We start from the raw sequence: 17,746 nt of genomic DNA on the forward strand, positions 1-17,746 counted from the left end.
GATCAGCGGTTGTAGACGGGACGCCGGAACCACAGGTCGCTGCCCGCGAAACTCGCGTGCAGGCGCCAGCCCTGTTCTTCCAGCCCCAGCCCGGCCTTGTCGCCGCTGAGAGTGTATTCGAATCCCAGGTCCATCCAACCCAGCCGGTCGCGGGTCGGGATGCTGCAGCCCGCACTGAGGGACAGCAGGTTGACGTCCTTGTACTCGTCGGCTCCGCCCAGCAGGGCCGCCTTGTTGTACGCCAGATAGCCCTGCTCGAAACGCAGGCCCGTACGCCAGTCCCACTTGCGATACCAGGCGAGGGTGAAATCATCCTCGTGCAGACGTTCCACGCCCAAGGCCAGGCTCAGGGCGCTGTCCTGACGGCGGGCCAGACTGAGATCGGCGGCGCTGTTGCCCGCAAGTTGCGTGGAGCTCCAGTCGCTCCAGCTCAGGTCGGCCAGCCAGCGTATCGTGTTCTGGCGCAGGGCGGCACCCAGATCGATGGTCAGTGGCACGTCCACATGGCCCAGAGCCTGACGGCTGTCGTCGTTGTTGGAGGCGCTCTCGCGGTCCAGGCTCAGGCGGGCGCGGGTGGGCAGATTTCCGGCAAGGCCCAGACCCAGCTCGGGAGTGGGCTGCCAGAGAGCGCCCAGACGCAGACTGGGCCCGACCATGCCCAGACGATAGTTGGTGCGCACATCGAAGGGCGGCGCCACCTGCACGTGATACAGCGAATACTCCTGGCGCAGGCTGCCGAAGATCAGGCCGGTTTCCAGTCCCACCTTGAGATTCTGTGCGGGCCAGTCCCGCGCGAAGGTCACCGTGGCCAGCGAGAAGCCGCCACTGCCCTTGAGGAATTCGTAATACTCCTCGCCTTCGCTGTTGCTGTCGTGGTTGCGCAGGCTGAAGTCCATCCGGCTCCAGGGGCGCAACCCCAGCGACGCGGAGACGCGATTCCAGGTGAGCGGGAAGGACAGATAGAACTGGTCGAAACTGCCGGTAACATCACTGGTGCTGGTCGTGTTGTCGATTGCGGTCAGCCCGCGCGCGCCAAGTCCCAGCTGGATGCGCGTGAGACGTCCACCGCTGACGGCGGCGGGATTGCGCAGGGGAATGCGCAGGCTGTCGCTGATGGCCAGACCGGTGCCTCCGCGACCGGCGTCGGCGGCATTTGCCGTCCACTCAAGCTGGCCCCAGCCACCACGGCTGAGGGGCCCGGCAGACGCGGACAGGGACAGCAGCAGGACCGCCAGCAGGCCGCCGCGCAGGGTATACGGGATCATTGCTGCCCCCAGGGCTCGGGCGACTCGGTCCATTTGTAGACCAGACGCGGTTTCAGCGAGTCCGCCAGGGCGGGATCGACCAGCAGCAGCTTGCGCAGTTCCAGATCTCCGGGATAGAAGCGCAGGGCCACGGTCATGCTGTCGTCCGGCGAGAAGTCGTTGCGCCCGGTCCAGAAGTGCACCAGCATGTTGACCACGCTGAATTCGAGCTGGCTGCTGTCGGCATCGACGGTCTCGGCCGAGTAACGGTTGTACTGGAAGGCGGCGGAATTGAGATCGACTCCATCCGCGGGAAAGTCCGACATGCCGTAGAGGTAGACCGTGCCCCCGTCGGCGTTGAAGCTCTGCTCGAGAATCGGCAGCCGCAGATAGGCCTTCAGCAGCGAGGTCGTGGTGGGATCGAGCACCACATCGCCGTCCATCGGTCTGAAGGGCGGCAGCCGCAGCAGGACCTGCAGCGAGGGGCCCGAGGAAATGCTGAGACCCGTGGTGCTGCCCGCATCCTGGAACACGGTGTTCTGCCAGGCACTGACCTGGAAGGCCCAGGTGGTGGAATCCTGGACGCCCAGTTCCGGGTCGTCCACATAATAGTGCTGGTAGTACAGGCGATAGCCGGGTTTGAGGATGCTGTCCCAGCCGTATCCCAGAAACGCCAGCATGCCCTGCTCATCGTCGGGCATGCTCAGCAGCAGCGTGCGACGCCAGCGCTGGGGATTGCTGTTGGGCACGGGGCTGGCCAGGCTGTCGCTGGTGAACCACCACTCGTGTCCTTCGAGGCTGCGGAAACTGCGGATGCCTTCGGCGGGGTCGGAATTCAGACTGCCGTTGAGGTCGCCCCAGAACATCTCGTTCTGATGGAAGGTGGTGCGCAGGCTGTCCAGCACCGTGGGTGAGGCTCCATTGCCATAGAGCACGTCCCAGTAGAGCGAGTCCTGGACCTCCGTGCCATCGGGAGGATCCTGGATCAGCAACAGGTCCAGCGCCAGTTCCTGGACGACTCCGTCTTCCCAGGAGGGCCGAAGATCACGCGGCTGCTGTCCCGGTCCATGCGCAATGACAGGTAGACGCTGTCGATGCTGACCGTGTCGGGAATCAGGGCGATGGATTCGGGGAGCTGGTACTCGATGTGCACCACCATCCGGGATTCCAGCCCTGGGCTTCGAGCCGCCCCACGAACTGCAGGTCGGAGAACTTCATCTGCTGATCGGCCTGGAACACCGCGGCGCGGGTCACCAGCAGGCTGTCCCACTGTCCGTCGGGATTGCCGCCGGGCAGCCCTCCCACCGAGCCCACTTCTTCGTCGCAGGCGGAAAACAGCAGCATCAACAGTAGCAGGCAGCAGGCTGGTCCAGCCAGCGAATGCCGCGATCGGTCGGTCATGGGCAGTTCCAAGATGGTGCGCAGTGCGGCAGGGGCCCGCCCGTGCGAATGGATGAAGCGGGGCTCCCGGGCAATGCGGCTGTGGGTCGTCAGCAGCCTGAACCGCCATTGCGGCTGGTCCGACAGACTCCTAGCGGTTGGGGGCCGCGTTCGTTCCCGCCCGATTCGGCATTCGGTGGACGCGAGACCCCGTCGAAGCCGGCAAATATAGGGGATTTCATGGCCCCCGGAACCGCCTGCCGGGAAACCTTGCAAGCCACGGGAAAAAGAGAGCCCGCGCCCCATGGCAGGGTCAGCAGCCATGGGGCGCAGTGTGTGCAGCCGGAAGACCGCTGGCACGCTGATTGTCCGGAACGAATGCCCCCCCAGGTACCCGCCCCGGCACGGCTCAGCTGGCCAGGTCCTCCGGGTTCGCATCCAGGTGATCCTGCATCAGGCTGAGCTGGATCCGGACCAGGTCCAGCTCGGCTTCCATCTGGTCGCACCAAGCCAGCAGGCGCGCCTGCATCTGGTGGCGGGTCTCCGGCAGCGCCTGTGCGCCCCCCGTTTGCCGGCCCCTCCGGTGGATCCCTGAAGTCCAGACTCTGCTCTCCATCTCGCACCCCTTGTTTCCCGCCCGCGGTCGTCCATCGTTTCCGTTCCCGACGGTCGCCGCCGGTCCCGCCAGGGCTCTTCCCCTTGGCTCGCGCTCAAGATGGCCCCATTTCCGGCAGCCGGGGGTGCCCCGTGGCACCTCCCTGAATGAGCCACGACACGGCTGGCTGTGGCCTGGCGCACTCCCGGCTTTGCGCCTCGCGGATTCGCCGTGCCGGGCCAACATCGGGGCTCCGCATGAGCGGGTTGTCAGGTTGGCGCAAGATCCGGGCAGGGCGGGACGTCGCTCCTCCTCCCCTTCAGTCCTGGGGTTGCGCCATGGGAATGATTCTGGGCGAATGGTCTGCTCATCTCGTGCTCGGCCGGGCGAGGGCCCCCTTTGCGGGGGAGCGTTTTCCACCTTTCTTTGGAGCGGGTCCAAAGAAAGGTGGAGCCAAAGAAAGATCCTCTTCGCAGGCCTCGCGCCGCGCAAACTTGGTCCGCTTCGCGGTCCGGCGAGCAAGCGCGGCGGACCACGCTCCCTGCCCGACCATTCCGTCTCGATGGTTCCGCCACCGGCGTCACCGCTGTGGAAGCAGATGGATCAGAGGCCGTAGCTTCCAGCCGGGCCCGATGCAGCCCCACACACGTGATCATGTCTTCTGATTTTCCGGCGAAATCCGGGGGCCATGAGTCGCCGCCCGCACCGGAGTCGTCGAACCCTCAATCTTCCATCCCCTTCCACCGACACCCTGTCACTGACGCGATTCCGTGTTGCCTTCTTCGGCCCGGCGCAGCATGCCCACCAACATGCATCGTTTTTCCACCTTTCTTTGGACGGGTCCCCGAACGGTGGATCCAAATCCATAGCCTCTGGAGAATCCACGCCGGGCGTGGATGCCAGGCAATCGGAACCATGCGGTCCGGCGAGCAAGCGACGGTCGAAAGGACCGTCGCCGCCTGACCGGGGCAGCACCCGACCGTTCCACCACCGGCGTCCACCGCTGCGGAAGGGGATCTGATTCCACCTCGAATCGCCATCGCGTCCACCATCTCGTCCTCTCGTCCACCATCCCGCCACCATTCGTCCACCATCTCGCGGGCGAAGCCGTCCACCATCCGTCCAGCCATCTCGTCCACCATCTCGTCCGGGGATCTCGTCCACCATCGCGTCCGACACTTCTCGTCCATCCTCGTCACGAAAGGCCCCATCGTCCATCCTCGTCCACCATCTCGTCCACCATCTCGTCCGCCATCTCGTCCACCATCTCGTCCGCTTTCCGTTCGCCCGGCACACATTCGTCCGCCATCTCGTCCACCATCTCGTCCGCCATCTCGTCCACCATCTCGTCCGCCATCTCGTCCGCCATCTCGTCCACCATCTCGTCCGCCATCTCGTCCACCACCGCCACGGATGTCCGGGACAATCGACGAATGGCGGTCGTGGTGGCGGTCGATGGGACCGTCATGCTCTTGAACAGGGCGACGGTCGAAAGGACCGCCACCCCTTTGATGATGTCCCCGATGGATTGATGGGCACGTCCTGCGGCCTTTGCCCATCCTGCAAGAAGCTCGGTCCGGCTGCATGAATTTCCTGCACATGATCCAGATCCAGCGCCCGGGTGTCGCATTCGTTAAACTGGGCGGGTCGTTCCCTGTCTCATTCGCCTGACCCGAGGACTCCATGCGACTCTGGATCCTGCTGCTGTTCATCATGACTTCGCTCTGCCGCGCGGCCATTCTGCGTGTCCCCGCCGACTTTGCCGACATCCAGGCCGCCATGGATGCCACGACCCCGGGTGATACGGTGCACGTCGCATGCGGCATCTGGACCGGCCTGTACACCAGTCCAATGCACGGGATGACGCTCTGTTCGGACTACCTGTTCACCCAGGACTCCACCGACATCAACGAGACCATTCTGGACGGAGAGTACGAGGGCACGATCCTGGATCTGTACGGCGAGGACACGTGGTTCGTGCTCTGTGGGTTCACCGTGCAGCATGGGCAGGGGCAAGACATCAGTCCCAGTGCGTACAACCACCGGGCAGGAGGAATCCAGAAGAATGGCCATGTGCATGGGTGGATCCGAGACTGCGTGTTCCGTCAGAACCGGGCCCCAAGAAGTGCGCCTGTAATCTACTGGGGAACAGTCGGCTCTGGCATCTCGACATGGGGCGATCTGATCATCGAGAGTGTTGCATGCTTCGAGAATGAGGTAACGAATCCGACTGGCGGTCCCTCGGCAGCCGTTTTCATCTGGGCATACCAAGCACATCTGCTGAAGATCGATGGGTTGTATTATGACGGCGACGGGAACAACACGATCCCGCTCGTGATGGGCAACTCCGAAGGTGATTCGGTCATCGTCAACAACCTGACGATCACGAATTCGACGAGCCCTCCTTCAACCACTGGGCTGAACACAGATGTCGTAGGGTTGAACGGGCAACACTACTCGAACATCCGGCTGCTGGGAGGCAATGGAATTCCCGTGTGCGGACTTGGCATCCAGCCACGAGGCCCGGACTCCTCAATTGTTGTGATGCGGAACATTCAGGTTTCAGGAGTGAGCGGACAGAGGGCACTGTACATCAACTCGGGACTCGCGCAACTGGACATCGACAGCCTGACAGTGAGCAACTGCCGCGGCAATTCCTACCAAGCCATGGTCAACATACAATCCAGTACCCGAGGCTGGCTGCGCAATGTGCACTTCCACGACAATGTCAGCGGGGACAGCGTCAGTCTGGAACCGCTGCCGATGTTGAACACTCGCTACATGGACATCGACAACCTGCACTTCCACGACAACCGGACCATCGTGCCCGCGGATCCGGATCCGTCCACCAGCGGCGGCAACTACATTCTGGGCGCCCAGGTCTACGCCGTCGGCAGCCGCCTGCACCTGAGCAACATGCTCTTCGAGAATAACCGTCTGGATGATCTGGATGATTACAGCGATCACAGCCCGGTGAATGCCTACTATGGAAACTATGGCAGAGAATTGATGGGCACCGGCTTGGACGGGCTTATGGGCGCACAACATCCGAGTCCTGCACAGCCGCCAGCCCAATCACGCTCCGGACATCTACTCGGTCCCGGACATCGACATGAGTCGTCCTGGTTCCGTGCTGACACTCGGTTCGGATCACGTGTTTGCACGCAGACAGCATACTGGTCTGGGATGCGGATGATGGTGGCGTTTACATCGGATCCGACTCCATGTGGGTCAGCAATGTCGAGATCCGGGATGTAGGCAGAATGGCCCTGGGTATGGGGGACAACGTCTTCCCACAAGCACCTCCATGGGCTTCGATTCAGCAACATGCTGCTGGACAACATTGATGCGACCCCAAGCTACTTGCCTTCAGAGTATCGACGGCTCAGCAGCCAGGCTCTGCTGTGGACCGGAGTGCGTACTGCTTACCAAGGCCACGTTCCTGTAGTCGATTTCGAGAACGTGACCGCCATCAACAACGATGACATGCGTCACCTGTTCAACTTCTGGCAACCGGTGGACCTGCACGTGCGGAACTGCGTTTTCTGGAACAATACGTACACCATCTGCGCGAGGGGGCTTTCCCATCTCTCAGTCTTTGGAGTACAATCTGCTGGAAGAAGAAATTGCTGGCATCGGCAATCAGGTCGGCATAGCCCCCCTGTTCGATGAAGAGTTGGGCGCCCCTTTGCTCTCCTCCATCTCCCCAGCCATCGACGCTGGGAATCCGGACACGGCATACAACGATATAGAAGACCCCGACAACCCTGGCTTCGCCCTCTGGCCCAGCCAAGGCACCCTGCGCAACGACATTGGGTACACGGGCGGGCCGAGTGCGGGCACTCTGGAGCATCTGGTGGCCGTGCGTGCACCGCGCACGGAACCCTTGGCGCAACCGGAGACCTTCGTGCTGCACCCGGCCTTTCCCAATCCCTTCAATCCCGTGACCACTCTGGGCTATGTCCTCAACCGCCCGCTGCAGGTTGAACTGTCCGTGTACAACGTGCTTGGGCAGAAGGTGCGGACACTCGTTTCCGGACTGGAGAGCGCGGGCGAGCACCATGTGCGATGGGATGCCAGTGAATTGGCCAGCGGGGTGTACATCGTGGAGCTTGCCGCAGGCGGGGAATCGCGGACGCGGAAGATCCTGCTGCTGAAATAGGACGCCCCGCAGGGGCATTGTTTCCTCAGCCCAAAGCGACGCTTTGGGTTGTGTCGCCCCCGTCAATCCACACACCATCGCCTGCCATGTCACGCATTGCCCCCATCCCACCACGCCTTCGGCGTGCCTTCCCCCGCTGCGCGAGGGAAGGGATGACGGCTTCGCCTCGTCAGGCAATGGTCTACTGCCAAGCCCCGAACGGGGCATCACACATCCATGGCCCGTGGGGAATCCACGGGCTGGCGCGATGAGCTGGCCGCATAACCATCTACCCCGAGACACCGTCGATTTCCCCAAGATTCAATCCCCTTCCGCAGCGGTGACGCCGGTGGCGGAACCATCGAGACGGAACGGTCGAGCATGAGCGTTGGCCGCCGCGCATGGCCCGAAGGACCGCATCGCGGGCCAAGTTTGCGCGGCGCGAGGCCTGCGAAGAGGGTCTTTCTTTGGCTCCACCTTGCTTTGGACCCGTCCAAAGAAAGGTGGAAAACAATGCGTCACGGGAGGCCGTCCCGGGCCGAGGATGGCCTCACGGAATCGAGTCTGTGACAGGATGCCGGTGGAAGGGGAATACGTGTAGCGGGGATTGACACAACGAAAATCGCGGTGTAACTTTCGGGGCCCGCCTTCCGCGGGGTGACAGGAACAGAGAACATTCCGGAATCGCCAAAGTTCAATCCCTTCCACAGTGGTGACGCCGGTGGCGGAACCATCGAGACGGAACGGTCGAGCATTCACGTGGGCCGCCGCGCTTGGTCCGAAGGACCGCATCGCGGGCCAAGTTTGCGCGGCGCGAGGTCTGCGAAGAGGGTCTTTCTTTGGCTCCACCTTGCTTTGGACCCGTCCAAAAAGAAAACGTCCCCACGGGAGGTCGGGGAGGAGCATCACGGCAGGCAGTCGTGTCACGGGGTTCGAGTGTCACGAGCAATCAGGGCATGTCCCCGGATTACGCCGGAACGTTTCGTGGTGAGGGATCGTCGTTCGCCGGTGTAACCATCTGCATTCGTGGGCGACCCGCTTCCACGGGGGTGACGGGAATGGGCGAGTAGTACAGTCTTACTTCCTACAGAACAATCCTCTTCCGCAGCGGTGACGCCGGTGGCGGAACCATCGAGACGGAACGGTCGAGCAGGGAGCGTGGGCCGCCGCGCATGGCCCGAAGGACCGCATCGCGGGCCAAGTTTGCGCCGCGCAAGGCCTGCTGAGCCTTCTTTTGGCCACCCTTTTCTTCGCGAAGAAAAGGTAGAGAGCGCCCCCCGCGCAGGGGTTCATCACCCTGGCGTGATCACGAGAAGGAGCACGAGCAGGAGTACGAGACGAGTTGGTGCATGAAACCGGTCATGGAACAAGCCCCCCTCGGGGGTCGGGGGGGATCACATGATGCCATGCAGCTTCTTGTAGTCGGCCCAGGTGGCCTTGAGGTGTTCGAAGGCGGCAAGGTCGGGCTGGAGCAGGAAGGGGTTGCTGCGGCGTTCGTGGCCGATGGTGCTGGAGGGACAGACGCCGTAGTCGTGGCCGGGCCAGACGCGCACCTCGTCGGGCAGGGACAGCAGGACCCGGTGGAGGCTGTGATACTCGGCGCGGGCCTGTTCGGAGCTGCCGGTGCCACCGACCTTGCCCACGAAGAGAGTATCGCCCGTGATCACATCGGTTGGACGGCCCGAGGAATCCAGCACCAGCGCGCACAGGCTGCAGGGCGTGTGACCCGGCGTGGGCAGCAGGCGCAGGCGGGCCTGGCCCAGTTCCAGCTCCAGGCCGGGATCGGTCACGGCCCGCGTGGGCACCAGACTGCCGAAAGGTGAGGCGATCAACTCCCACTGGCCGTGGGGGATCCGGGACAGGCTGGCAATGTGATCGGCGTGAGTGTGGGTGGCGATCACGGTGCGCAGGCGGCAGCCGCTGGCATCCAGCGCACGCAGCAGCTGGGTGGGGTCTTCGCCCGGATCCAGGATGGCGGCCTCGCCACCGTCGAGCAGCAGGTAGCCGAAGTTGCGGTCGCCGCCCGTGCGGATCTGCAGCAGTTCCATGAGTTCTCCTTTGTGTCACCGGGGCTCAGTCCTGACCGTCCTCCTCCAGCCCCAGCTCCTGACGACAGGTGTCAACCTTTGCCTGGGCCACTTCCCATTGGGCGTAGAGCTCGGGCAGTTGCTTGCGCAGGGTGTTGTACTCGGTGGTCAGGGTACTCATCCGGGTGCCGTCGGCCAGAATCTCGGGACGACTGAGTTCGGTCTCGAGATTGGACATCCGGTTCTCGCGCGTTTCGATGGTGCGTTCCAGTTTCTCGGCCGCCTGCTCGTGTTCGCGCAGCACGCGGCGCTTGCGGATCTTCTCCTCGGTGGCCTTGCGCCGGTCTTCCTTGCTGCGGGAGCGCGCGGGAGTTGCGCTGCCTTCCTCGCTGACACGCGCCCCATTGCGGGCCGCTTCCTCCGCGCCCAGTTCGGCTTCGCGCAGGGCGAGGAAGTCGGAATAGTTGCCGGGGTAGTCGCGCAATCGGCCCTCGCGCAGCTCCAGCACGCGGGTCACCACGCGGTCGAGGAACCAGCGGTCGTGGCTCACCACCAGCACGGTGCCCGTGTAGGCGGCCAGTCCCTGCTGGAGCACGTCCTTGGCCTTGATGTCCAGATGGTTGGTGGGTTCGTCCAGCACCAGGAAGTTGGACTTGTTCAGCAGCAGGCTGGCCACCGAGAGGCGACTCTTCTCGCCGCCCGAGAGCACCTCGACCTTCTTGAACACCGCGTCACCGCTGAAGAGAAAACTGCCCAGCAGGCTGCGCAGCTGGCCCTGACCCAGGCCCGTGCTGTGGCGCGAGAGCTCCTCGAGCACCGTGTTCTCGCGGATCATGCCCTCTTCGGCTTCCTGGGTGTAGAAGTCCAGTTCCACCTTGTGACCCAGGCGGCAGACACCCGCTGTGGGCTCCAGCAGCCGGCAGATGATGCGCGAGAGGGTGGTCTTGCCGGCGCCGTTGGGGCCCACCAGTGCCACACGCTCGCCGCGCCCGATGTGCAGGTCCAGCGGCTCGAAGACCGGTGTGTCACCATAACTGTGCTGCAGGCCCTCAAGGATCAGCACCTGGTCGCCGCTGCGCTCGCAGGCGGGAAAGTGGAAGCGGATCCCGCGGGTTTCGCTCTCGATCTCGATGCGCTGGATCTTCTCCAGCATCCGGACACGGCTCTGGACCTGGCTGGCCTTGCTGGCCTTGTAACGGAAGCGATCGATGAAGCGTTCCAGTTCGGCGATGCGCTCGCGCTGGCGCAGGTACTCCGAGGCGATGCGCTCCTTCTCGGCTTCCTTCTGTTCCAGAAAGCGCGTGTAATTGCCCGTCCACAGCTTCAGCTCGCCCCGCTCCAGCTCGGCGATCAGCGAGACCGTGCGGTCCAGGAAAAAACGGTCGTGCGACACGCAGATCACGGTGCCCGAGTAGTGGCGCAGGTAGCGCTCGAGCCACTCCATGGTTTCCGTGTCCAGATGGTTGGTAGGTTCGTCCAGCAGCAGCAGGTCGGGGGCCGAGAGCAGCAGGCGGGCCAGTGCGGCGCGCATCTGCCAACCGCCGGAGAAGGAATCCAGCGGCCGCTCCAGATCCTCGTCACGGAAACCCAGTCCGGCCAGGATGCGGCCCGCGTCGCTGCGCAGGCGGTAACCGTCGGCGTTGTCGAAGTGCTCGTGCAGGTGGCCCAGGCGCTTGAGCACGGCCTGCTGTTCCTCGCTGTCCTGCTCGAGGGTCGCCAGTTCTTCGCGCAGCGCGGTCATTTCCGCTTCGATCTGGCTCAGGTCGGCCACGGCCTCGACCACCACGTCCACCAGCGGACGGTCGGTGGAAAAGCTGAAGTCCTGTTCCAGATACCCCACGCGCAGGCGCGGGGCGCGGATGATCTCGCCCCGGTCGGGCTCGCGGGTACCCATCAGCAGCCGCAGCAGGGTGGTCTTGCCCGCCCCGTTGTCGCCCACCAGGCCAATGCTCTGGCCGGGGCGAATGTGCCAGTCCAGATCGTCGTAGAGCACCTTGTCGGGAAAGGCGATGTGGATGTGTTGCAGTCGGAGCAGGGTGGACCTCGTGAATTGATGGCCCAATATGGGAACTGGCCAGCTTTCACGAAGGATCGAGGTGTGGCTTCAGGAACAGCATTGGCAAGTCCGGACAGTCTTGCCCGGACAAGCCACAAGGAAAGGGCCCACGCCGACACGACGCAGGCCCCAAGGGGGCAAGGTTGGAAGAGCCGCTCAGTGGGCCCAGACCACGCGCACCTGATACACGGCCATCTCGCGGTCGATGGGGTCGTCCCAGTGCAGCAGAGGGGTTTCGCCCAGCAGGATCTCGTCCTGGCGGTTGAGATCCGAGTAACGATAGATCCGGTAGGACTGGGCGCCGGGCACACTGGTCCACTGCAGGTGGGCGACCTCGTCCTGCAGCTCGATGCTCAGCAGGGGTGGCGGCGCGTGCTGCAGGGTGTGCAGCCCCAGATCCTGCCAGAGGCCGCTGTCGGGGGCAATGCTCAGGTGCAGCCGTTCACCCGCGTGCAGGCCGGACAGTGAATACAGGTCCAGGGTCAGGGTCTCGGAAGGCACCCAGGCCTCCAGTTCGTGCTGCAGCTCGAAGACGAAGATGCCGTGATCCATGCAGGTGGCGTCCAGGATCACATGGCGGTCGCCCGGGCGGCGCAGGGTGGCCCGCAGGTCACCAGCGCCGGGCAGACTGCCGTCGGCGAAACGCCCCGAGAACACGATCTGGCTCAGCTGATTCTCCAGAGTGCCTTCGGTATTGAACTCCAGCACCCAGTTGTCCGGATCGAACTCCAGGGTGGTGGGCGCGGCCGGGGTCAGCACCGCAAAGCCCTGGTTCCTCAGGCTGTCGCGCACGCTCAAGGCCACACTGCCCGCACCACTGTTGACGCGCAGCGGCAGGTACATCTCGAAGTCCGGATCACTCTGGATCTGCGAGATCCAGATCTGGGCCAGATCGAAGCCCTGGTGGGTGCGCGGGATCACGTCCCAGCGGTAGGTCGGTCGGTTCATTCCGTAGAGATAGCCCTGCCAGAATCCTGACAGGTCCTTGTCGGTGAAGGTCTGGGCGTGGGCCACGAAATCGGCCACGGTGGCGCTGCCGTAGGCGTGGTCGCTCTGGTACCAGCCGCGCATCAGCTCGGTGAAGGCCGTGTCGCCAATGATCCCGCGCAGCATGTGCAGCAGCCAGGCCCCCTTGCGGTAGACCGTGTTGGACCCGAAGGTGCTGGTGGGCGCGTAGACCGGTCCGCTGGGGTCGGTGACCCAGGCCCGGGTGACCATGAAGTTCTGCAGGGCGGCAAAGCCCCCCGTGTGCTCGGTCCAGAGCGCCTCGGAGTAGGTGGCGAAGCCTTCGTTGAGCCAGATGTCGTCAAAGGTCGCGCAGGTGATCAGGTCGCCCCACCACTGGTGTGCCAGCTCGTGGGCCACGATCCGGTCGTAGACATGATCGCCGCGGATCAGATTGGCGCCGTAGCTGGTGTTGCACTGGTGCTCCATGCCGCCGCTCCAGGCGAAGGCGCTGTGCCCGTACTTCTCCTGCACGAAGGGGTACTCGCCCCAGAGCTGGCTGAAGAACTCCAGCATGGGCACGGTCACGTCAAAATCGATCTGGGCGTCGGCCAGATCCTCGGGATAGACATAATGCACCACGGGCATTGTATCACCCGCCATGCTGATGTAGCTGTCCTCGAAACTGACGTAATTGGTCACGCTCAGGCAGACCAGATAACTCGCGATCGGATAGCGTTCGACCCAGCGCCAGCGCGTGTTGATGCCCAGGTTGTCCACCCCCTCCAGCACTCCGTTGCTGGTGGCCGTGTAGGCCGACGGCACGGTCACCTCCAGACGCAGGCTGTCCAGCTTGTCGGTGGGGTCGTCCTTGCAGGGCCACCAGGAGCGGGCGCCATACGGTTCACTGAGTGTGCTCAGAATGGGAGTGCCCGCGTGGTTGGTCAGTGACCAGGAGCCGAATCCCGAGGAAGCGGGCATGCCCGAGTAGGCGATCATCACGGTGATTTGCTCGCCGGAATCCGCGGGCTGGGTCAGCAGCAGATGCAGGATGTCACCCATGCGGTTCCAGCTGCTGGCGTCGGCTCCCACCGAATCCACCAGCATCGGCTGGGCCAGATCAAGTTCCAGACTGGACAATCCCTGCATTCGGCTTTCGCACAGCAGCTCGGCGCGACCGATCAGGTTGCCCGTGCTCATGCTGGGGCTCAGCGCGAGATGGGCATAGCGTACATCAATGGACGGATCGCTGCGCTCCCCGCCGTCCAGTTGCACGAAACGGCTCTGGGCCCCCGCCAGATGGTTCTTGTACCAGCCCTCCAGCAGGCTGTCCTCCGGGGCCGGGCTTTGGGCCAGGGCCAGAAAGGGCAGGCAGATCAGCAGCAGGGCGGCTAGTGGACTCTTCACGCAGGGCTCCCCGGACTGTCGGACTCATCTCAATTGCGCCAATAATGACAAAACTGGGCTGGTTTCCGAGACTTTTCGAGCGTCCGCAAAACCCGCTGTCCGGCCTTATCAGATTCCCCGGACCGGATCTGAAGTGATGCGGACTGTTTTTGGTGCCAGCTTGAGAGGATTGGTTCCCAAACTGCAAAACCCTACACTTGCGCCGAACTTCTCGCGGGTACCGGAATACCCCCAGATCCCGCGGATCTGCGTTTCCGGGCTGTCGCGGCACCGTCGGGTTTCCGGTTCCAGACCTGGCGCAACCATTCATCAGCCCGGAACGGCCATGCCCAAGATTCTGGAACGACGCCTCAGCATTCCATCGGATCCCGCGGAAATTACCGCGGTGGAGTTGTTTCTGAGCACCTTCGCCGCGGATGCCGGTATTGAAGAAGACCCCACTGGCGACATCCTGATCGCCGGCACCGAGGTGGTGAACAATGCCATCCTCCACGGCAACCGCAGCCAGCCCGAACTGAAGGTGCACATTCTGGTGCGCCACAGCCCGGGCCTTGTGGAGATCCGCGTGGATGACGAAGGCAAGGGGTTTGACCTGGACTCCCGACCGGACCCCACCTCTCCGACACACCTGCTGGACGAATCGGGGCGCGGACTGCTGATCATCCAGCACCTGATGGATGAAGTTCGCTTCGAGCAGGGTCCTGCCGGGCAGACTGCCATCCTGATCAAGCGACTGGGCTGAAATGACCTTCAAATCACTGCTGCTGCCGACCCTGCTGCTGCTCTGCTTGTCCTGCGCACGCGATCCGGAAAGCTACCGGCCGGGCAAGGCGGGCGATCAGTGGACCTACCAGGACAGTTCATTCACCAACGGCAATTCCATGGTGCGAGAGCGCATCGAACGCCTGGGAAAGGACGCCCAGCTGACCACCGCGGACGGCCGCACGATCCGCTGCCGCACCGTGGACATTCTGAGCAACGGGGAACCACTGTCCAGGCTCTGGGTGGAAGACACGGGCGACGAGCTGCGCATCCACCGGCTGGATCACCTTTCCGCCGACGAGGTGATCCGCTACGACCCGTACTATCCCATGCTGGCCGACACGCGCGCCGATTCCAGTTCCTTCATCTGTCTGGTTCTGCTGGCGCACGGCGAGGATGCCGAGCCCTATCACCGCATCGAGGTGGGGCTGGATGTGTTCAATCGCAAGGATACACTGGAAATCAATGGCGCACCGAGGGACGTGCTGGTGCAGACCCTGCGTGAACAGGGTACGGCCGGGATGACCTATCGCAATACCTGGCTCAAAGGGTTCGGGCTGCTCGATCAGGAAATCGAGGGCAGCAGCGCCCAGTACAGCAGCCGCAGCCATATCCGTCTGATCAGCCCGATGCCCCGGTAGCTTCCGGCTGATCCGGAATCACGCCTCGTCCAGCCGGTCCACGATGCCCACGATGGTGGCGTCCACGGGTACCAGCTCCCCGGGCAGAGGCAGGGCCGCTTCCTTTGAACTGACATAGAACACCAGCTGCCCCAGCAGGGCCGCGCGCGTGTCCACGGCCGCCAGACGCTCGCCGCAGGGCCTGTCGTGCAGGTCCACGGGCTGGATCACCAGCAGAGTCGCGTGCTCCAGCGCCGGATTCTTGCGGGTGGCCCAGACGGTTCCGACCACGCGGGCGAGGTTCATCGGGCATCTCCGCCGGAGTTCAGGTCCACCCGGTCGACGATGGCCATGATCACGGTATCCACGGGACGCCCCTCGGTGGCTTGAGTAAGCCGCGCGCTGGATCCCGAGGCGCAGAGCACCACTTCCCCCACTCCCGCCCCCACGCTGTCCACCGCCACGGAGAAGCCGGATTTCTCACTGTAGTCGAAATCCAGATGGCGCACGATCAGGAACTTCAGACCGGTCAGTTTGGGATCCTTGCGGGTGGCCCAGAGGGTGCCGATGACCTTGCCCAGTTGCATGACGTCTCCTCGAATGGCCCTGGAAGGCCGGATGGAATGAATGGGGCCCCGGATTCACGACGGATCGCGATCGCAAGCGGTGTTCGCGCGGCAATATAGAACTGGCAAGCGTGGGCCGGAACCGTGGAGCCTGCGCGATGGGCAGCGGCCCGGAATTCAGAGGAAACTGATTCCCGGTTCGCGGGCTGGCAAACCGAAATGCGCGCGCATCGAGGCCGCCATGTCGCAGAAGCTGCTGCGCGTGCCCAGCGCCGTTCCGGGCGTTCCGGGGCGCACCACCAACAGGGGCACCTGCTCGCGGGTATGATCGGTGTTCGTGCCCGTCGGATCGTTGCCGTGATCGGCGCAGAGGCAGAGCGTATCACCCGGTCTGAGCGCTGCCAGGATGCCGGGCAGACGGCGATCGAACTCTTCCAGCCCGGCCGCGAACCCCTCCGTATCCAGCCGGTGGCCCCAGAGGGCGTCAAAATCCACCAGGTTCAGCAGGATCAGGTGATGCGGGCTGTCGTGCCGCTCCAGTTCCGCCTGCAGCAGCTCCATGCCTTCGGCGTTGTTGTGGCTCTTCACCGCCTGATCGATGCCCACGCCCGCGTACAGATCACGGATCTTGCCAATGGCCAGCACTCCATGACCGGCCTGCTGCACTTCCTCGAGCACGATCGTGGCCGCCGGTCGCAGGCTGAAATCCCGGCGATTGGTGGTCCGGCGCCAGTCGCCCGCCTCACCGACGAAGGGCCGGGCGATCACCCGGGCCACGGCGTGCTCGCCCACCAGCAACTCGCGCGCGATCTCGCACAGTTCGTAAAGCCTTGGCAGCGGGATCACGCTTTCGTGGGCGGCGATCTGGAACACGCTGTCAGCCGAGGTGTAGACGATCGGCCAGCCGCTGTCCACATGGCGCTGGCCCAGATCCTTGAGGATCTCGGTGCCCGAGGCCGGCAGATTGCCCAGAATGCCTTCGATGCCCGCCCTGGTGATGAAGGTCTTGACAAGATCCGCTGGAAAACCACTTGGATAGGTCGGCAGGGCGGTTGGTGTGATCAGACCGGCAAGTTCCCAGTGCCCGAGGGTGGAATCCTTGCCCATGGAGCGTTCCGTCATCCGGCCCCAGCTTGCCTGAGGGTGCTCGACGGGTGGCACGCCCTCCAGCCGGACCAGATTGCCCAGCCCAAGGTCTCCCAGCGAGGGCAGCGTCAGGCCGTGCATGCGTTGGGCGATGTTGCCCAGGGTATTGGCGCCCTCGTCTCCGAACAGCGTGGCATCGGGTGCGTCTCCCACACCCACGCCGTCGAGCACGACCATGATGAATCGACCTGACTGCATGTGTTCTCCCGAGGACTGACCCAATAGAAAAAGGCCCGCGAACAGGCCTTTGCAAATCCCGAAGGTCTGTGGCGCGCGGAAATCCGGCGCCCGAAGCCTAGCCGAGAATTTCCTTCTCGTTGTCCGCCGTGAGGTAGACGATCTTCTTCTTCACGGAGTAGGCACCGCTTTCCTTCTTCTCCATGGAAATCACCATCACGGGCCGATCGTGGGCTCCGCTCTTGGCAACGAACTTCTGCGTCTTGGCCATGTATCGAATCCTCCATGAACTCTGGCTGGGCACCGTTTCTTCGCATCGGTGCGAGGTGCAGATGATAAACAAGTGCGTCTGAATGTGCAAGGCGGGAGACAAAAGTCCACGCCTGCAACGCCAAAGTTGCTGGCCTCATGCCAGCCGCCATGCCACCCGAGGATGCTGGCCTTATGCCACCCGCCGAGCCACCCGAGGATGCTGGCCTTATGCCACCCGTAGAGCCACCCGAGGATGCTGGCCTCATGCCAGCCGCAGAGCCACCCGAGGACGCTGGCCTCATGCCAGCCGCTGAGCCACCCAAGGATGCTGGCCTCATGCCAGCCGCCAGGCCACCCGAGGATGCTGGCCTCATGCCAGCCGCCCGGCCAGCAGTCATTGTCATGGCACAAAAAGGAAATCGGCCAGG

At 63.7% G+C, this 17,746-nt stretch carries 16 protein-coding genes; 4 read left to right on the forward strand and 12 right to left on the reverse strand.

The features are described from left to right. Nucleotides 1-2 precede the first annotated feature (2 nt). The 5 genes from H6678_00300 to H6678_00320 form a co-directional block, all read right to left on the reverse strand. Nucleotides 3-1,265 (reverse strand): hypothetical protein, encoded by a 1,263-nt coding sequence (locus H6678_00300; protein MCB9472231.1) that lies wholly within the window; start codon nt 1,263-1,265, stop codon nt 3-5. Then, entirely contained in the window at nt 1,262-2,236 is a 975-nt protein-coding gene (locus H6678_00305; GenBank protein ID MCB9472232.1) for a hypothetical protein, read from the reverse strand. Before H6678_00305 ends, H6678_00300 begins: the two co-directional genes overlap by 4 nt. Next, nucleotides 2,230-2,403: a hypothetical protein gene (locus H6678_00310; protein ID MCB9472233.1), complete on the reverse strand. Its 174-nt coding sequence runs from the start codon at nt 2,401-2,403 to the stop codon at nt 2,230-2,232. The genes H6678_00305 and H6678_00310 overlap by 7 nt, the downstream gene beginning before the upstream one ends. Further along, the gene (locus H6678_00315; GenBank protein ID MCB9472234.1) at nt 2,358-2,645 is read right to left on the reverse strand and encodes a hypothetical protein; all 288 of its coding nucleotides are present in this window, start codon (nt 2,643-2,645) and stop codon (nt 2,358-2,360) included. Before H6678_00315 ends, H6678_00310 begins: the two co-directional genes overlap by 46 nt. A gap of 1,769 nt (nt 2,646-4,414) precedes the next feature. Continuing rightward, the gene (locus tag H6678_00320; protein ID MCB9472235.1) at nt 4,415-4,723 is read right to left on the reverse strand and encodes a hypothetical protein; all 309 of its coding nucleotides are present in this window, start codon (nt 4,721-4,723) and stop codon (nt 4,415-4,417) included. A gap of 179 nt (nt 4,724-4,902) precedes the next feature. Here H6678_00320 and H6678_00325 point away from each other — a divergent pair, with 179 nt between their 5' ends. Next, a complete protein-coding gene (locus H6678_00325; GenBank protein MCB9472236.1) occupies nt 4,903-6,477 on the forward strand; it encodes a hypothetical protein in 1,575 nt (524 codons plus the stop codon). 418 nt (nt 6,478-6,895) lie between these two features. Beyond that, complete coding sequence (locus H6678_00330) at nt 6,896-7,381, forward strand: T9SS type A sorting domain-containing protein (protein ID MCB9472237.1); 486 nt, start codon at nt 6,896-6,898, stop codon at nt 7,379-7,381. 1,373 nt (nt 7,382-8,754) lie between these two features. Here H6678_00330 and H6678_00335 read toward each other — a convergent pair. The 3 genes from H6678_00335 to H6678_00345 form a co-directional block, all read right to left on the reverse strand. Continuing rightward, the gene (locus H6678_00335) at nt 8,755-9,408 is read right to left on the reverse strand and encodes an MBL fold metallo-hydrolase (protein MCB9472238.1); all 654 of its coding nucleotides are present in this window, start codon (nt 9,406-9,408) and stop codon (nt 8,755-8,757) included. 25 nt (nt 9,409-9,433) lie between these two features. Continuing rightward, a complete protein-coding gene (locus H6678_00340; GenBank protein ID MCB9472239.1) occupies nt 9,434-11,449 on the reverse strand; it encodes an ABC-F family ATP-binding cassette domain-containing protein in 2,016 nt (671 codons plus the stop codon). A 150-nt stretch (nt 11,450-11,599) separates the two neighbouring features. Beyond that, nucleotides 11,600-13,795: a M1 family metallopeptidase gene (locus tag H6678_00345; GenBank protein ID MCB9472240.1), complete on the reverse strand. Its 2,196-nt coding sequence runs from the start codon at nt 13,793-13,795 to the stop codon at nt 11,600-11,602. A 325-nt stretch (nt 13,796-14,120) separates the two neighbouring features. On the opposite strand from H6678_00345, the gene H6678_00350 reads away from it, so the two are divergent. Both H6678_00350 and H6678_00355 read left to right on the forward strand, forming a co-directional pair. Then, on the forward strand, nt 14,121-14,537 hold the full coding sequence (locus H6678_00350; protein ID MCB9472241.1) for an ATP-binding protein: 417 nt from the start codon (nt 14,121-14,123) through the stop codon (nt 14,535-14,537). Between the two features lies 1 nt (nt 14,538). Then, nucleotides 14,539-15,198, forward strand: a complete 660-nt coding sequence (locus tag H6678_00355) for a hypothetical protein (GenBank protein MCB9472242.1) — start codon at nt 14,539-14,541, stop codon at nt 15,196-15,198. A gap of 18 nt (nt 15,199-15,216) precedes the next feature. On the opposite strand, the gene H6678_00360 is transcribed toward H6678_00355, so the two are convergent. The 4 genes from H6678_00360 to H6678_00375 all read right to left on the reverse strand — a co-directional run bounded on the left by H6678_00360 (nt 15,217) and on the right by H6678_00375 (nt 17,337). Further along, nucleotides 15,217-15,483: a EutN/CcmL family microcompartment protein gene (locus tag H6678_00360; protein MCB9472243.1), complete on the reverse strand. Its 267-nt coding sequence runs from the start codon at nt 15,481-15,483 to the stop codon at nt 15,217-15,219. Next, nucleotides 15,480-15,764, reverse strand: a complete 285-nt coding sequence (locus H6678_00365; GenBank protein ID MCB9472244.1) for a EutN/CcmL family microcompartment protein — start codon at nt 15,762-15,764, stop codon at nt 15,480-15,482. Before H6678_00365 ends, H6678_00360 begins: the two co-directional genes overlap by 4 nt. A gap of 156 nt (nt 15,765-15,920) precedes the next feature. Further along, a complete protein-coding gene (locus H6678_00370; protein MCB9472245.1) occupies nt 15,921-17,087 on the reverse strand; it encodes a phosphopentomutase in 1,167 nt (388 codons plus the stop codon). Between the two features lie 97 nt (nt 17,088-17,184). Continuing rightward, on the reverse strand, nt 17,185-17,337 hold the full coding sequence (locus H6678_00375; GenBank protein MCB9472246.1) for a hypothetical protein: 153 nt from the start codon (nt 17,335-17,337) through the stop codon (nt 17,185-17,187). Nucleotides 17,338-17,746: the final 409 nt, after the last annotated feature.

Source organism: Candidatus Delongbacteria bacterium (assembly GCA_020634015.1).
Lineage (GTDB): Bacteria > CAIWAD01 > CAIWAD01 > CAIWAD01 > CAIWAD01 > JACKCN01.

Coding starts and splice junctions, on each gene's coding strand:
- H6678_00355 (MCB9472242.1), top strand. CDS start 14,539: ATGACCTTCAAATCACTGCTGCTGCCGACCCTGCTGCTGCTCTGCTTG.
- H6678_00365 (MCB9472244.1), bottom strand. CDS start 15,764: ATGCAACTGGGCAAGGTCATCGGCACCCTCTGGGCCACCCGCAAGGAT.
- H6678_00310 (MCB9472233.1), bottom strand. CDS start 2,403: ATGGTGGTGCACATCGAGTACCAGCTCCCCGAATCCATCGCCCTGATT.
- H6678_00375 (MCB9472246.1), bottom strand. CDS start 17,337: ATGGCCAAGACGCAGAAGTTCGTTGCCAAGAGCGGAGCCCACGATCGG.
- H6678_00370 (MCB9472245.1), bottom strand. CDS start 17,087: ATGCAGTCAGGTCGATTCATCATGGTCGTGCTCGACGGCGTGGGTGTG.
- H6678_00360 (MCB9472243.1), bottom strand. CDS start 15,483: ATGAACCTCGCCCGCGTGGTCGGAACCGTCTGGGCCACCCGCAAGAAT.
- H6678_00335 (MCB9472238.1), bottom strand. CDS start 9,408: ATGGAACTGCTGCAGATCCGCACGGGCGGCGACCGCAACTTCGGCTAC.
- H6678_00350 (MCB9472241.1), top strand. CDS start 14,121: ATGCCCAAGATTCTGGAACGACGCCTCAGCATTCCATCGGATCCCGCG.
- H6678_00300 (MCB9472231.1), bottom strand. CDS start 1,265: ATGATCCCGTATACCCTGCGCGGCGGCCTGCTGGCGGTCCTGCTGCTG.
- H6678_00315 (MCB9472234.1), bottom strand. CDS start 2,645: ATGACCGACCGATCGCGGCATTCGCTGGCTGGACCAGCCTGCTGCCTG.
- H6678_00325 (MCB9472236.1), top strand. CDS start 4,903: ATGCGACTCTGGATCCTGCTGCTGTTCATCATGACTTCGCTCTGCCGC.